Origin of the sequence: Streptomyces sp. NBC_00876, assembly GCF_045207435.1 — a bacterium.
In the GTDB taxonomy this organism is placed as follows: Bacteria; Actinomycetota; Actinomycetes; order Streptomycetales; family Streptomycetaceae; genus Streptomyces.
Genome location: NZ_CP108800.1, coordinates 4,247,999 through 4,262,714, shown reverse-complemented (window position 1 = coordinate 4,262,714; position 14,716 = coordinate 4,247,999). Strand labels below are relative to the sequence as shown.

Genomic DNA, 14,716 nt, shown 5'->3' with positions numbered 1-14,716 from the left:
CGTGAGCGGAAACAGCGCGAAGAGCAGGAACAACACCGGCGGGCCGGGCAGCACGAGCAGCAGAACCGGGCACACCGGCGGGGGCGCGGACGCCCCGGCCGCCGGCACGGTCTCCCGGCGCCGTCTGCTCGGCACGGCGGGCGCGGCCGGGGCGACCGGTCTCGTCCTCGGCGCGGCCGGTGGCGCGGCCGGCTATGCCGCGACGCGGGACGAGGCACCGACAGCGCTGACCTCCGTCGGCTCCTCCGAGGTGATGTTTCACGGGAAACATCAACCGGGGATCACCACTCCGCTTCAGGCACGCGGTCATCTCATCGCCTTCGACCTGTCCCCCGGTGCCGGGCGCAAGGAGGCAGCCGCTCTGATGCGCCGCTGGTCGGCCGTGGCGCAGCGCCTGATGGCCGGCGAGCCCGTCGTGGGCGGCGCGGCGGACGGCACGGGGCACGACACCGGCATCGCGCTGGACGCCGGGCCGTCCTCGCTGACCGTCACCTTCGGCTTCGGCGCAGGCTTCTTCGAACGCACGGGCCTGGCGGACCACCGGCCACCGGGACTCGACCCCTTGCCACCGTTCTCCTCCGATCACCTCGACACCGCCCGCTCCAACGGCGACCTCTGGGTGCAGATCGGCGCCGACGACGCGCTCGTCGCGTTCCACGCTCTGCGGGCCGTACAGAAGGAGGCTGCTTCGACGGCCACCGTGCGCTGGCAGATGAACGGCTTCAACCGCACGCCCGGCGCCACCACGAAGCCGATGACCGCCCGCAATCTCATGGGGCAGATCGACGGCACCGGCAACCCGAAACCCGCCGACGACGACTTCGACCGGCGCGTCTTCGTCCCGGCAGGTGGCAGCGACGCCAAGTACGACTGGCTGGCGGGCGGTTCGTACGCGGTGGTCCGGCGCATCAGGATGCTGCTCGACGACTGGGAGAAGCTCCCGGTGGAGCGCCAGGAACGAGTCATCGGCCGGCGCAAGGCGGACGGCGCCCCGCTCAGCGGCGGCACCGAGACCACCGCGATGGACCTCGACAAGGCGGGTCCCGGCGGCAAGCTCCTCATCCCCGACAACGCACACGCCCGGATCTCCTCCCCCGAGCGCAACAGCGGCGCGGCCATGCTGCGCCGCCCGTTCTCGTACCACGACGGCATCGCCGCGGACGGCACCCCGGATGCCGGGCTGCTGTTCATCTGCTGGCAGGCGGATCCGCTGCGGGGCTTCGTTCCGGTGCAGCGGAAACTCGACCGGGGAGACGCCCTTTCGCCGTTCCTCCGCCACGAGGCGAGCGGTCTGTTCGCGGTGCCTGGCGGTGCGGCGGACGGGGAGTACGTAGGTCAGCGGCTGCTGGAGTCCTGAGCCACCACGGCGCATTAGGGTGACGGTATGTCCGCCACGCGCTACGCCTATCTCGGCCCCGAAGGCACCTTCACCGAGGTCGCCCTCCGTACGCTCCCGGAAGCCGCCACCCGCGAACTCGTCCCGATGGTCTCCGTACCGGCGGCCCTGGACGCGGTACGCAACGGCACCGCCGCCGCGGCACTCGTACCGATCGAGAACTCCGTCGAGGGCGGCATCACCACCACCCTCGATCAGCTGACCAGCGGTGAACCGCTGATGATCTACCGCGAGGTGCTGCTCTCCATCACCTTCGCGCTGCTGGTGCGGCCCGGCACCAAGCTGTCCGACGTCAAGACGGTCACCGCACACCCTGCCGCTCAGCCGCAGGTGCGCAACTGGATGGCCGCCCATCTCCCGCAGGCCGTGTGGGAGTCGGCGGCCTCCAACGCGGACGGCGCGCGGCTCGTACAGGAGGGACGTTATGACGCCGCCTTCGCCGGGGAGTTCGCGGCGGCGACGTACGGCCTCGAACCGCTGGTGACCGAGATCCATGACGCGGAGAACGCTCAGACCCGCTTCGTGCTGGTCGGCCGGCCGGCCCGGCCGGCGGCGCCGACCGGCGCGGACAAGACCTCCGTGGTCATCTGGCTGGGAGACGACCACCCGGGCGCGCTGCTCGAACTGCTCCAGGAGTTCGCGGTGCGCGGGGTCAACCTGATGCTGATCCAGTCCCGGCCGACGGGTGCGGGGATCGGGAACTACTGCTTCGCGGTGGACGCCGAGGGTCATATCTCCGACCGCAGGGTGGGTGAGGCGTTGATGGGGCTGAAGCGGATCTGCCCCAGGGTGCGGTTCCTCGGCTCCTATCCGCGAGCCGGTGTGGAGCCGGCGGATGTGCGTCCGCTGCGCGCGGGCACATCGGACGCGGCGTTCACGGAGGCCTCCGACTGGCTGGCGCGGAACCAGGACGGCCGGGCCTGACGGACCGGTCGCCCAACGGCTCGGTGAGCCTGCCGACTCGGTCGCCCAACGGCTCGGTGAGCCTGACGGCTCGGTCGCCAACAGCTCTGTGGGACTGGCGGCTCGGCGGCTTGCAGGACTGGCCCCGAGCCGGCCGGACGCATGCCTGTGCGGCTGGTGCGATCAACGGATTGTCACTACCGCCCAAGTTATCCACAGGCGCACGTCTCGACCTGGGGACAAGTCGACACCGCAATGCGACAAGGTCGACAAATCCGTCCAGCTCACCCAGACCCGTCCACAGTCCGGCAGGTCGTGTGGTGTCAGTCCAATTCCGATGATCAACTCTTTAGAGCGAGCAATTCCCACCCGAACGAGCACGCGAAGCGGGTTTGAGCGGTGAATCCACATGCCGTCACGGGGCTTTCGGAATGATCTCTTCCATGTCCACAGAACTTCCTCACAGGCTGTGGATAACTTTGGCGAACTGCCCATTCCTGTGGACAAGCGGCAGCCAACTCCCTTTCCAGGCAAGGCCGATACGTCAAGAGACATGCGCCCTTCTGCCCCATTTAGGGGAATAGGACCTCGTTCTTGACGACGTCACCCAATGCCGATCACCGATTCCCCTTCAGCATTACCAATACCGGCAATTCGGGCAAAGTGACACGCTTGGCAATATCGGTTCGAGCTACCGAAGCCGACACCGGTAGCCTGGAGGGGTGATTGACCTTCGCCTGCTTCGTGAGGACCCCGACCGTGTTCGCGCCTCCCAGCGCGCCCGTGGAGAGGACGTCGCACTCGTCGACGCCCTTCTCTCCGCCGACGAACGGCGCAGGTCGTCCGGGGTCCGGTTCGACGAACTCCGTTCCGAGCAGAAATCGCTCGGCAAGCTCATCCCCAAGGCCTCTCCGGAGGAGCGCGCCGAGCTCCTGAAGAAGGCTGAGCAGCTCAAGGCCGACGTCAAGGCGGCCGACGCGGCTCAGGACGAGGCGGACGCGGAGACCAAGAGCCTGCTGCTGCGGCTCGGCAACATCGTCCACGCGGACGTGCCGGTCGGCGGCGAGGAGGACTTCGTCGTCCTCGAGACGCACGGCACCATCAGGGATTTCGGTGCCGAGGGCTTCGAGCCCAAGGACCACCTGGAGCTCGGCGAGGCTCTCGGCGCCATCGACATGGAGCGCGGCGCCAAGGTGTCCGGCTCGCGCTTCTACTACCTGACGGGCGTCGGCGCGCTGCTGGAGCTCGCCCTCGTCAATGCGGCGATCGCCCAGGCCACCGAGGCCGGCTTCATCCCGATGCTCACTCCGGCGCTGGTCCGTCCGCGCGCCATGGAGGGCACCGGCTTCCTCGGCCAGGCCGCGGAGAACGTCTACCACCTGGAGAAGGACGACTACTACCTGGTCGGCACCTCCGAGGTACCGCTCGCCGCGTACCACATGGACGAGATCATCGACGCGGACAAGCTCCCGCTGCGCTACGCCGGCTTCTCGCCGTGCTTCCGCCGTGAGGCCGGTACGTACGGCAAGGACACCCGTGGCATCTTCCGCGTCCACCAGTTCGACAAGGTCGAGATGTTCTCGTACGTCGACCCGGCGGACGCCGAGGCCGAGCACCAGCGCCTCCTGGACTGGGAGAAGCAGTGGCTCACGGCCCTGGGTCTGCCCTTCCAGGTGATCGACGTCGCCACCGGCGACCTGGGCTCCTCCGCCTCCAGGAAGTTCGACTGCGAGGCCTGGATCCCGACCCAGGGCAAGTACCGCGAGCTGACCTCCGCCTCCAACTGCGGCGGCTTCCAGGCACGCAGGCTGTCCGTCCGGATGCGTGACAACCGCGACGGCAAGAAGGTCCTCCAGCCGCTGGCCACGCTGAACGGCACGCTCTGCGCCGTACCGCGCACCATTGTGGCGATCCTGGAGAACCACCAGCTGGCCGATGGTTCGGTACGGGTGCCCGAGGTGCTCCGTCCGTACCTGGGCGGGCGCGAGTTCCTCGAGCCGGTCGCCAAGTGACCTTCCCCTACAAGCTCGTCGCGACCGACCTCGACGGCACGCTGCTGCGTGACGACGACACGGTCTCCGAGCGCACGCGCGAGGCACTGGCCGCGGTCACCGCGGCCGGTGCGGCGCACATCATCGTCACCGGCCGCGCCGTCCCGTGGACCCGGCACATCCTGGACGACCTGGGCTACGAAGGTCTTGCGGTCTGCGGCCAGGGTGCGCAGGTGTACCACGCGGGCGAGCACAAGCTGCTGACGTCACTGACGCTGGACCGTCAGCTCGCCGGCCTCGCCCTGTCCAAGGTCGAGGCCGAGGTCGGTCCACTGGCACTGGCCGCGAGCCGTGACGGGCTCGACGGCGAGGTGCTGGTCGGACCGGGCTACCGCGTACAGGAAGGTCCGCTTCCGGCCGTCCGTGTCGAGGACCCGGCCGAGATGTGGTCCGCTCCGCTGAACAAGGTCTACATACAGCACCCCGGTCTGGACGACGACGCGCTGGCGAAGGCCGCGCGGTCGGCGGTCGGCAATCTGGTGGACGTGGTCATGGCGGGTCCCGGGGTCGTGGAGATCCTGCCGCTGGGGCTCAGCAAGGCCACCGGCCTCTCGCTTGCCGCACGCCGGCTGGGCGTGAAGGCGGCGGACACGATCGCCTTCGGTGACATGCCGAACGACATCCCGATGTTCGCCTGGGCACAGCACGGTGTGGCCATGGCCAACGCGCACGAGGACCTGAAGGCCGTCGCCCAGGAGATCACCGCGTCGAACGAGCACGACGGAATCGCCGTGGTGCTGGAGCAGCTGCTCTAGGAGTCGGCGGCGCCGACTTCCGCGGCATCTTCGGGACCGGGACCTTGCGGCGTCCGCGGGGCCGGGTTCCTGCGGCGGAGGATGCGCGGATCGAACGCGCGCGGGGCTTTCGGCCCCGACGACGGCTTAGCAAGCCGCTGCCTTACCACTCGGCCAATCCTCCGGGAGGGCGGCCGTGCGCGATGCGCATGGACGGCCGCCCGGGCGTGCTGCTCGGAGCGGCTCGGCGGAGCAGTCGCTGACTACTCCGGTGCCCGCTCGGGCACGCCCTGCTGGGAGCTCGACGGACTCGGACTCTCGGTCATCGCCGCGCTCCTCTCCCGGTCTGTGGGCTCGTTCCCGGCGTGTGCCGTACTGCTTACTGTGCCGTGCCCCCGATGGCCGGTGCCACCCGATTTCGGGTGGCACCGGCCATCGGGTCTTCTCAGCGGTTCCTGTTGCGGCGGCTCAGGTCCTTCAGGTTGCGTGCGAGCTCGTCCATGCGCCCGTCGAGCCGGACGATGTCCTCGGACACCCCGCCCAGCCGCACGCTCATGGCGCCGACCACCTGATGCGTGACCTCCAGCCTCCGGTCGAGGACGTCGAGCCGGTGCGACATCCGGTTGAGGACCGGCCCGAGCTCCTGCAGAGCGGTGCCGACTCCCGCGAGGCAGCTTTCGACCCGGGTGACGCGGTGTTCGAGCGAGGCGTACCCCGCGCGCAGGTCCTGCTCGGCGTCGAGGAGATACGTACGGACGCATCGGGCGATGTCGCTGTCGCGAAGAAGCATGGCGACGTTGAGGACGGTCCTGCGGGTGTAGAGGCGGAGCTGAGTAGCCGCCTGTGGATAACTTTCCGCCTGCTCACCACCCCATAGCGACACCATGTCGCTATGGAAGGATCGCAGTTCAGAGCCTCGCAGTACGCGCATCCCGTTCTGCGCGAGCTCGTCCTGGTGCCGGTCGGTGAGCCTCCTGACTGCGCCTGTGGATACTTCGAAGTACCTGGCCACGTCCTCGGTGCGAACGTGAACTCCGTCCGGGAGCATGACAAGGCCCTTCACCTTGTCCAGGACGTCGACGCGCCCCATCTGTTCGACGCGCAGCGCGCGTGATTCGAGCAGGGCGACTTCCGTGGGCATGGGCGTGCCTTCCGTTCGTGGGATGCGGTGCCGGACTGACAGCCCTCTCCCCGGGCCTCAGGGGCGGAGGACGCTCACGGTTGCCACTCACTCAATGACCGACCGGTGGGTGTTCCCTCACCGCATCGGCTCTCCCGAATTTCACGAAAGCTCGACGCCACAGATTCCAGTTGCCTCCACGCATCACGGACAACGAGCCGATAACCGTACAGTCACGCGTGCGACTGTCCGATATACGGCAACCCCCGCCCGATGGGCGGGGGTTGCCGTATCGCTGGGCCTCTGTGCTCACTCCTCGCCGGCGAGCTTCAGGGTGCGCAGCTTCTGGCCCGCGTACCAGGTCGCCGCCACCGTGACCCCGGCCAGGAGCACCGTCGCGACCGGCAGCCCGACGTCGGAGGTGATCGCGCCGCCCCCGCCCACCTTCTCCGCCAGCGCGAGGGACCACTGCTGCACGCTGAGCGTGCGCGCACCGGGCACCAGACTGCCGAAGAGGGCCTCCCACACCAGTGCGTAGACGAGTCCGAGGACCACCGCGTGCCGGCTGACCGTGCCCAGCAGCAGGAACAGCGCGCTGTAGGCGATCGAGGCCACCAGCGCCGCGATCGTGTACGCCACCGCGATCTGCTGGCCGTTGCCGTTGAGGATCAGGCCGGCGATCAGGGTCGGGACCGCCGAGAACACCATCGTCACCGCGATCGCCACGATCAGCTTGGTGAAGATGATCGTCGGCCGGGTCACCGGCTTGGCCAGCAGATAGACGATCGAACCGTCGTCGATCTCCGGCCCGATGGCTCCGGTCCCGGCGATCACACCGATCAGCGGCACCATGGTGGCGATGGCGAAGCCGCCCAGCACGTCCGAGGCCACCTGGTCGTCGGCCCCGGCGAACATCCGTACCGCCACCGCGATGACGATCAGAAGTGCGGGCAGGACGAAGAGGATGGCGGCCCGGCGCCGGCCGAGCAGGGCCCGGTAGGTGAGCCGGGCGACTGTGGGGTCGTACATGACGTCACAGCTCCTTTCAGGCCACTACTCAGGCCGCTACGAGATAGGAAAAGACCGATTCGAGGGACTCGTCGGACGGCGAAACGGTCAGAAGGCGAATGCCCTGATCGCGTGCCACCTTCGGCAGCAGCGTCGTGAAGCGTCCGAAGTCGACGGCCTGGATACGCAGGGCGTTCTCGCCGAGGTCGACCTCGATCCCGGCCGTCGACGGGTCGGCGATGAGCGCGGCCGCAAGGGCGCGGTCGTCGCTGGACCGTACGAGATAGCGGTGCGGGCGGTCCGTCATCAGCCGGCGGATCTTCCGGAAGTCACCGGACGCCGCGTGCCGGCCGGCCACGATCACCTCGATGTGCGAGGCGAGTTGCTCGACCTCTTCGAGGATGTGGGAGGAGAAGAGAACCGTACGGCCCTCCGCCCCCATCCGTCGCAGCAGTTCCATCAGCTGCATTCGCTGACGCGGGTCCATGCCGTTGAACGGCTCGTCGAGCAGCAGCACGGACGGGTTGTGGACCAGGGCGGACGCCATCTTCACGCGCTGGCGCATGCCCTTGCTGTACGTGGAGATCTTGCGGTCCTGCGCGTACTCCATCTGGACCGTGGCCAGCGCGGCGGCGGCCTCCGCGTCGCCGAGGCCGTGCAGTTCGGCGTTGGCCACCACGAATTCGCGGCCGGTCAGGAAGTCGTACATCCCCTCCCGCTCCGGCACGATGCCGAGCTGCCGGTACACGGCTTCATTGCGCCAGATCGCCTTGCCGTCGAGCGTGACCGTGCCCGTCGACGGGGCGAGGAATCCGGCCATCATGTTGATCAGCGTGGACTTGCCGGCGCCGTTGGGGCCGAGCAGACCGGTGACGCCCGGCCCCACGGTCATGCTCACGTCGTTGACGGCGACCACATTGCCGAACCAGCGGGACGTGTGGTCGATCTCGATGGTGGTCACAGCCCGACCCTCCGGTAGCGGCGCATCAGTACGGCGTACGAGCCGGCGACGAGCGCGAGAACAACGATCAGATAGACCACACCTGCGCCGGCCCCCGGGCCTTCCCCTCCGGGGAAGGCGGAGGTCGCCCCGAGGAACGCGGTCTGTACACCGTCGACCAGCGTGATCGGGGAGAAGAGCCCCAGCCACGGCACGGCGCCGGTGGACCCCGTGGACCAGGCGATGCCCTGGATCGTGCTGACGGCGCCGAACGTGATGGTCAGCACCGCGATGACCGCCGCGACGCCGAAGCCGCGCCGCGGGGTGAGAGCGGCCATCACCAGGCCGAGACCGGCGAAGAGCACGGACAGCAGAGCCACCGACACCATCCCCTGGGCGAACCACTTGGTCTGGTCGGCGAAGTCGAACTTCCCCAGCAGCGCACCCACGTACAGGATGACCAGCGGCGCACCGGTGAGGACGAGGAGCGCGGAGACCATGGCCGCGAACTTGGCGAGAACGTAGTCGGTGCGCTCGATCGGCCGGGAGAAGTACAGCGGGACGCTCTTGAACCGCAGGTCCCTGGAGACCGACTGGGGCGCCTGCGCGGCGATGAACAGACCGATGACGGCCTGCAGATAGATCGCGAACCTGGTGTACTGGATCGGCAGCTTCGTCGCGTTCGGAGTGGCGATGGCGACCGCCACGAGAATCGCCGCGACCAGGCACATCACGCCGAACAGCAGCATGGGCAGCACCTTCGACTTGGCCGAGCGGCCGAGTCCGAATGAGCCCCGCAGCGACTGCGAGTACAGCGAGCGGCGGGCATAGGCACGTCCCAGCCGCGGGCCGTCGTAGGCGCGGTAGCCGATGTTGTGGATCCGGGAGGTCTCGCTCCCGGTCGCGGCGCCGGTCTCAGTGCTCATCGCTACCGCTCCCCTTCTGCTGTACGGCTCCGGCGGCCACGGACGCGTTCTGCGCCACGGCCTGAGCCGCCGGTGCCTCTTCGGTACGGAAGACCTCGGCGATGTGGTGGCGGCGCTGTTCCATCCGGACGAGGCCGAGACCGAGGCCGGCGACGGTGTCGCGGACGAGGTCGTACGTCTCCTCGCCGGTCGCCTCGATCAGCAGGATGTGGCCCGCGCCGGGCAGCCCTTCCGTGTCCAGTCCGTCGAGCCCCACCAGCTTGATCCCCGCACCGGTGAGGACCTGCCGCAGGGCGTCGGTCCCGTCGGGGTGGGTGTCGCTGTCGGTGACCTCGACCGCGAGGGTCGTGGTGGTCTGGGTGAAGTCGCTGGTGGAGCTGGAGCGCAGCAGCGCTCCGCCGTCGATGACGACGACGTGGTCGCAGGTGCGTTCCAGCTCGCCCAGGAGGTGGGACGTGACCAGGACCGAGATGCCGAAGTCGGTGTGGATCCGCCGGATCAGCCCGAGCATCTCGTCGCGGCCGACCGGGTCCAGTCCGTTCGTCGGCTCGTCGAGGAGGACCAGTTGCGGGTCGTGGACCAGGGCCTGGGCCAGTTTCACCCGCTGCTTCATACCGGTCGAGTAGCCGCCGATGGGACGGTAGCGCTCCTCGTACAGGCCGACGTGGCGCAGGGTGTCCGCGGTGCGTTCACGGGCGGCGGTCGGTGGCAGCCCGGACATCCGTGCCATGTGGACGACGAACTCGGTGGCCGAGACGTCGGGCGGCAGGCAGTCGTGTTCCGGCATGTAGCCGACCCGTTCCCGGATGGCGGCGCCGCTGGTCGAGACGTCGAGCCCGAGCACCGCGGCCCGGCCCTCGGTCGCGGGGGACAGACCCAGCAGGATCTTGATCAACGTGGACTTGCCGGCTCCGTTGGCGCCCACCAGCCCGGTCACACCGGGGCCGATGTCCAACGAGAGCCGGTCAAGCGCGGTCACCCGGGGGAACCGCTTGCTCAGGCTTTCGGTCGCAATCACAGTCACGTCATCGACGGTAGTGGCGCGGGCCACACCGGTCGTCAGACCTGGCGGCTGGATTCCCGTCAGACTCCAGATGTACGGACCCGTAGGGGGACCCCATGAAGGAGGACCGCGGCGCCGGCGGCTCGCGGTGGAGCGGACCGCTCCCGGAGTTGTCCACAGCTCCCGCACACCCCTTGACGTAGCCGCCGGACATTGTCACATTCATCAGTGTCACGTTACGGGCACGTACCGCACACGGCAGGGAACGGACGGTGGCATGGCTTCGCGAGTGAAAGACGAACAAGCCCCGGAGCTCGAGGGGTTCAGAGAAGTACAGCGTCTCGCGTACGCCTGTGCGGAAGCGGTCGCCGCCCGTCTGAAGCCGGGGGTGACGGAGCGGGAGGCGGCCCGGATGCAGCGCGAGTGGCTGCGCGAGCGCGGGGTGCGGGACTGGTTCCATCTCCCCTTCGCCTGGTTCGGGGACCGCACGGCGTTCACCGGGTTCAAGATCCCACTGCAGTTCTTCCCGACCGACCGGCAGCTGGAGCCGGGGATGCCGTTCATCCTCGACATGGCCCCGGTGTACAAGGGATTCACGGCGGACATCGGATACTCCGGCTGCCTCGGGCTCAACCCGCTGCACGACCGGCTGCTCGCCGACCTGGAGGCCCACCGCGAGCTCATCCTGCGCGAGGTGCGCGAGCGGCGCCCGCTGCGCGGGATCTACGAGGACGTCGAACGCCTGATGATCAGGCAGGGTTACGCCAACCGGCACCGCGCCTACCCCTTCGGCGTCATCGCCCACAAGGTCGACAGGGTCGTCGAACGCCGTTGGTCTCCCCAGGTGTTCGGGTTCGGCACCCAGTCACTCAAGGGGCTGCTGAGCGACGCGGTGCACGGACACCGGGATGGCTGGTCGCCGCTCTGGAGTCCGTACCGCTTCTCCGATCACCCCCCGCAGCCGGGCCTGTGGGCGGTCGAGCCCCACCTCGGATTCCGGGGTACGGGTGCGAAGTTCGAGGAGATCCTGGTCGTCACCGACTCCCGGGATCCGGAGCAGAGTGCCTTCTGGCTGGACGACGATCTGCCGCATGTGCGGCGCTGGGCCGAGGAGAAGGTGGCGGCGTGAGTCTGCTGAATCTGCCGGGGGCGCGCGAGCGCCGTGTGTCCACAGGCGGTATCGACCTGTGCGTCGTAGAGCTGGGCAACGCGACGAACCCCACGATCGTTCTGGTGCACGGCTATCCGGACAGCAAGGAGGTCTGGACGCAGGTCGCACGGCAGCTCGCCGAGCGGTGGCACGTCGTGCTGTACGACGTGCGCGGGCACGGCCGGTCGACGGCGCCCGTTCCGCTGCGCGGAGGCTTCACGCTGGAGAAGCTGACCGATGACTTCCTCGCCGTGGCCGACGCGGTGAGCCCGGACCGCCCGGTGCATGTGGTCGGGCACGACTGGGGTTCGGTACAGGCCTGGGAGTTCGCGACGGTCAGCCGTACCGAGGGCCGGATCGCCTCCTTCACCTCGATGTCCGGCCCGTCCCTGGACCACTTCGGGCACTGGATCAAACGGCGCATGTCCCGGCCCACCCCGCGCCGGGTCGGCGAGTTGCTGGGCCAGGGCGCCAAGTCCTGGTACGTGTACATGCTGCACACCCCGATGCTGCCCGAGCTCGCCTGGCGCGGCCCGCTCGGCAAGCAGTGGCCGCGCATCCTGGAGCGGCTGGAGAAGGTGCCCCCCGGCGACTACCCGACGCCGTCCCTGCCCGACGACGCGGCTCACGGGGCCTGGCTCTACCGCGACAACGTCCGGTCGCGGCTGCGCAGGCCGCGCGCCGACGCGTTCGCGCATGTGCCGGTCCAGCTGATCACGCCGACCGGCGACATATTCCTCTCGGAACAGCTCTACGACGAACTCGACTCCTGGGTACCGCAGCTGACCAGACGCTCGCTGCCCGCCAAGCACTGGGTGCCGCGCACCAGGCCGGACCAGCTGGCGTCCTGGATCGGCGAGTTCGCCGCTGCCAACGAGGCCGCGCTGCAGGGCGGCACCCCCGTGCAGGACACCGCGCCGAAGGGGACGTACGCAGACCGGTTCGGCGGGCAGCTCGTCCTGGTGACGGGCGCGGCCGGCGGAATCGGCCGGGCCACGGCGTTCGCGTTCGCCGAGGCCGGCGCCCGTGTGGTGGCGGTGGACCGGGACGCGGAGGGCGCGGGCCGGACGGCCGAGCTGGCCCGGCTGATCGGCGCCCCGGCCGCCTGGGCCGAAGCGGTCGACGTCAGCGACGAGCAGGCGATGGAGAAGCTCGCCGAGAAGGTCGCCGCCGAGTACGGCATCGTCGATGTGCTGGTCAACAACGCCGGGATCGGGCTCTCCGGCTCGTTCCTGGAGACGACGTCCGAGGACTGGAAGAACGTTCTCGACGTGAATCTGTGGGGTGTCATCCACGGCTGCCGGCTCTTCGGCAAGCAGATGGCCGACCGCGGCCAGGGCGGCCACATTGTCAACACGGCCTCAGCAGCCGCGTATCAGCCCTCCCGCGCGCTGCCCGCGTACAGCACGTCGAAGGCCGCCGTGCTGATGCTCAGCGAATGCCTGCGCGCAGAGCTCGCCGAGAAGTCGATCGGGGTCAGCGCGATCTGCCCCGGCATCGTCAACACGAACATCACCGCGACGACGCGTTTCGCCGGGGCGGACGCGGCGGAGGAGAAGCGGCTGCAGCAGCGGACGAGCAAGCTGTACGGGAAGCGCAACTACCCGCCGGAGAAGGTCGCCGAGGCGATCCTCAGGGCGGTGGTGCGCAATCAGGCCGTCGTCCCGGTGACCCCGGAGTCCCATGCGGCACGGTTCCTGTCCCGGCTCAGCCCGGGTGTGCTGCGCGGCGTCGCACGGCTGAAGCCGCCGCTGTGAGCGGCCCCGGGCCGTCGCCGGCGGGCGGACGGACAGCAGCCGAGTACCGGATCGAGGACCTGGCACACGCCAGTGGCGCCACGGTCCGCACGATCCGCGCCTACCAGGACCGCGGACTGCTGCCGACTCCCGAGCGGCGGGGCAGGGCCAACGTGTACCGCGACACCCATCTCGCCCGCCTCCGGCAGATCGCCGATCTGCTCGACCGCGGCTACACCCTGGCCAGCATCAAGGAGTTGCTGGACGCCTGGGACACGGGACGCGGGCTCGGCGGGGTGCTCGGGCTCGTTGCCGAGGTGCACGGTCCGTGGACGGACGAGCGGGCTGACCGGATCACCCGCGCCGAGCTCGAGGTGAAGTTCGGCGGTGCTCCCGACGAACAGGCAGTCGCCGAAGCGGTGGACCTGGGCGTGCTCGAGCGGATCCCGGGACGCGACGACGAGTTCCTGGTGCCGAGCCCCCAAGAGCTGGCCGTCGCCTTTGAGTTGTATGCGGCAGGTGTCCCGCTCTCCGCAATCTCCGGGCATCTGAGAGAACTTCGCGGCCAGGTCGAGCAGATAGCCTGCCGTTTCCTTGAGTTCACCACCGAGCACGTCTTCGCCCGCTATCTCGGTCACCGTCCGCCGACCGATGCGGACGCGTCCGAAGCGGCCTCGATGGTGCGGCGGCTCCGCCCGCTCGCGCAGCAGACGGTGGACGCGGAACTGGCGCGGGCGATGCGGACGTTCGCCACCCGGCATCTGGAACACCACCTCGCGACGACGGGCCCCCTGTCCTCCGGGTCCGCCACCCCGCCGCCGGTCTCGGTCACGCTGCCGGCCCGGACAATCACCGCAGTGGAGCGGCTCGTTGGCAGGGAGAGCACCACCGCCTTCATCGAAGCCGCCACCGAACGAGAGGTGCAGACAAGAACATTGGACACTCTTGCCTCATCTCACCACAACACAGACATAGTTGATCAAGTCGGTTAATTTGCCGCGCACTTGTCCACAGATTCATCAAATTCCCTGTGGATAACCCGAGTTGGCTGTGGATCAAACCTGTGGACGAATATTGCTGCCTCGAATCACGCACAAAACCGGATGCGCCGGTGACGTTGCCACGGGACGCTGAACGGATGGATGAAAGACGCACCGTGAAGGTGTCCAAGTACCTCTCGAAACACCTGCGGCATCAACCCGAGCGGATCGGGATCACGCTCGACCCAAACGGCTGGGTGGCCATCGACGAACTGCTGGCGGCAACGGCCCGCCATCGCTTCCCGCTCACCCGCGCCGAGCTCGATCACGTCGTCGCCTCGAACGACAAGCAGCGCTTCGCCGTCGAGGGCGACCGCATCCGGGCGAGCCAGGGGCACACCGTCGACGTGGACCTGGATCTGCCGCCCGCCGAGCCGCCCGCGTACCTGTATCACGGCACGACCGGCCGGTTCCTGGACGCGATCCGCGACGAGGGGCTGCGCCCGATGAACCGCACCCACGTCCATCTCTCGCCCGACCGCGAGACGGCGACCCGGGTCGGGGCCCGGCGCGGCCGCCCCGTCGTCCTGTCCGTGGACACAGGCGCCATGCACCGCGCGGGCCACATGTTCTGCGTCAGCGCCAACGGGGTCTGGCTCACCGCTTCCGTACCCCCGCAGTTCCTGCGCCTTCCCGGCTGACGCGGGAACGCGGCCGGCACGGGAACTGCGGCGGGATACCGGCTCACACAGGAACTACGGCTGACGCG

13 protein-coding genes and 1 tRNA gene are annotated in these 14,716 nt (G+C 69.0%); 8 read left to right on the top strand and 6 right to left on the bottom strand.

What is annotated here, in order from left to right:
* Position 1 precedes the first annotated feature (1 nt).
* The 4 genes from efeB (at position 2) to OG782_RS18705 (ending at position 5,105) form a co-directional block, all read left to right on the top strand.
* Complete coding sequence (gene efeB, locus OG782_RS18720) at positions 2-1,357, top strand: iron uptake transporter deferrochelatase/peroxidase subunit (RefSeq protein ID WP_406452410.1); 1,356 nt, start codon at positions 2-4, stop codon at positions 1,355-1,357.
* A 27-nt stretch (positions 1,358-1,384) separates the two neighbouring features.
* Positions 1,385-2,320, top strand: a complete 936-nt coding sequence (gene pheA, locus OG782_RS18715) for a prephenate dehydratase (RefSeq protein WP_406452408.1) — start codon at positions 1,385-1,387, stop codon at positions 2,318-2,320.
* Between the two features lie 701 nt (positions 2,321-3,021).
* Complete coding sequence (gene serS / locus OG782_RS18710) at positions 3,022-4,311, top strand: serine--tRNA ligase (protein ID WP_406452406.1); 1,290 nt, start codon at positions 3,022-3,024, stop codon at positions 4,309-4,311.
* Complete coding sequence (locus OG782_RS18705) at positions 4,308-5,105, top strand: HAD family hydrolase (protein ID WP_406452404.1); 798 nt, start codon at positions 4,308-4,310, stop codon at positions 5,103-5,105. The genes serS and OG782_RS18705 overlap by 4 nt, the downstream gene beginning before the upstream one ends.
* A gap of 75 nt (positions 5,106-5,180) precedes the next feature.
* On the opposite strand, the gene OG782_RS18700 is transcribed toward OG782_RS18705, so the two are convergent.
* From OG782_RS18700 to OG782_RS18675, 6 genes are all read right to left on the bottom strand, one after another.
* A tRNA-Ser gene (locus OG782_RS18700) sits at positions 5,181-5,268 on the bottom strand.
* Positions 5,269-5,529: 261 nt separating this feature from the next.
* Positions 5,530-6,225 carry a hypothetical protein gene (locus OG782_RS18695; RefSeq protein WP_406452402.1) on the bottom strand — a complete coding sequence of 232 codons (696 nt, stop codon included), beginning with the start codon at positions 6,223-6,225 and terminating at the stop codon, positions 5,530-5,532.
* Between the two features lie 288 nt (positions 6,226-6,513).
* On the bottom strand, positions 6,514-7,233 hold the full coding sequence (locus OG782_RS18690) for an ABC transporter permease (protein WP_406452400.1): 720 nt from the start codon (positions 7,231-7,233) through the stop codon (positions 6,514-6,516).
* 28 nt (positions 7,234-7,261) lie between these two features.
* Positions 7,262-8,173 carry an ABC transporter ATP-binding protein gene (locus OG782_RS18685; protein ID WP_406452398.1) on the bottom strand — a complete coding sequence of 304 codons (912 nt, stop codon included), beginning with the start codon at positions 8,171-8,173 and terminating at the stop codon, positions 7,262-7,264.
* Positions 8,170-9,078: an ABC transporter permease gene (locus OG782_RS18680; RefSeq protein ID WP_406452396.1), complete on the bottom strand. Its 909-nt coding sequence runs from the start codon at positions 9,076-9,078 to the stop codon at positions 8,170-8,172. The genes OG782_RS18685 and OG782_RS18680 overlap by 4 nt, the downstream gene beginning before the upstream one ends.
* Positions 9,068-10,096 carry an ABC transporter ATP-binding protein gene (locus OG782_RS18675; RefSeq protein ID WP_406459146.1) on the bottom strand — a complete coding sequence of 343 codons (1,029 nt, stop codon included), beginning with the start codon at positions 10,094-10,096 and terminating at the stop codon, positions 9,068-9,070. Before OG782_RS18675 ends, OG782_RS18680 begins: the two co-directional genes overlap by 11 nt.
* Before the next feature lie 262 nt (positions 10,097-10,358).
* Between OG782_RS18675 and OG782_RS18670 the strand changes: the two genes are divergently transcribed.
* The 4 genes from OG782_RS18670 (at position 10,359) to OG782_RS18655 (ending at position 14,648) form a co-directional block, all read left to right on the top strand.
* Complete coding sequence (locus OG782_RS18670; protein WP_406452394.1) at positions 10,359-11,210, top strand: M24 family metallopeptidase; 852 nt, start codon at positions 10,359-10,361, stop codon at positions 11,208-11,210.
* Positions 11,211-11,215: 5 nt separating this feature from the next.
* Positions 11,216-12,988, top strand: a complete 1,773-nt coding sequence (locus OG782_RS18665) for an SDR family oxidoreductase (protein WP_406459144.1) — start codon at positions 11,216-11,218, stop codon at positions 12,986-12,988.
* On the top strand, positions 12,985-13,959 hold the full coding sequence (locus tag OG782_RS18660; protein WP_406452392.1) for a MerR family transcriptional regulator: 975 nt from the start codon (positions 12,985-12,987) through the stop codon (positions 13,957-13,959). Before OG782_RS18665 ends, OG782_RS18660 begins: the two co-directional genes overlap by 4 nt.
* A gap of 146 nt (positions 13,960-14,105) precedes the next feature.
* Positions 14,106-14,648: an RNA 2'-phosphotransferase gene (locus OG782_RS18655; RefSeq protein WP_406452390.1), complete on the top strand. Its 543-nt coding sequence runs from the start codon at positions 14,106-14,108 to the stop codon at positions 14,646-14,648.
* Positions 14,649-14,716: the final 68 nt, after the last annotated feature.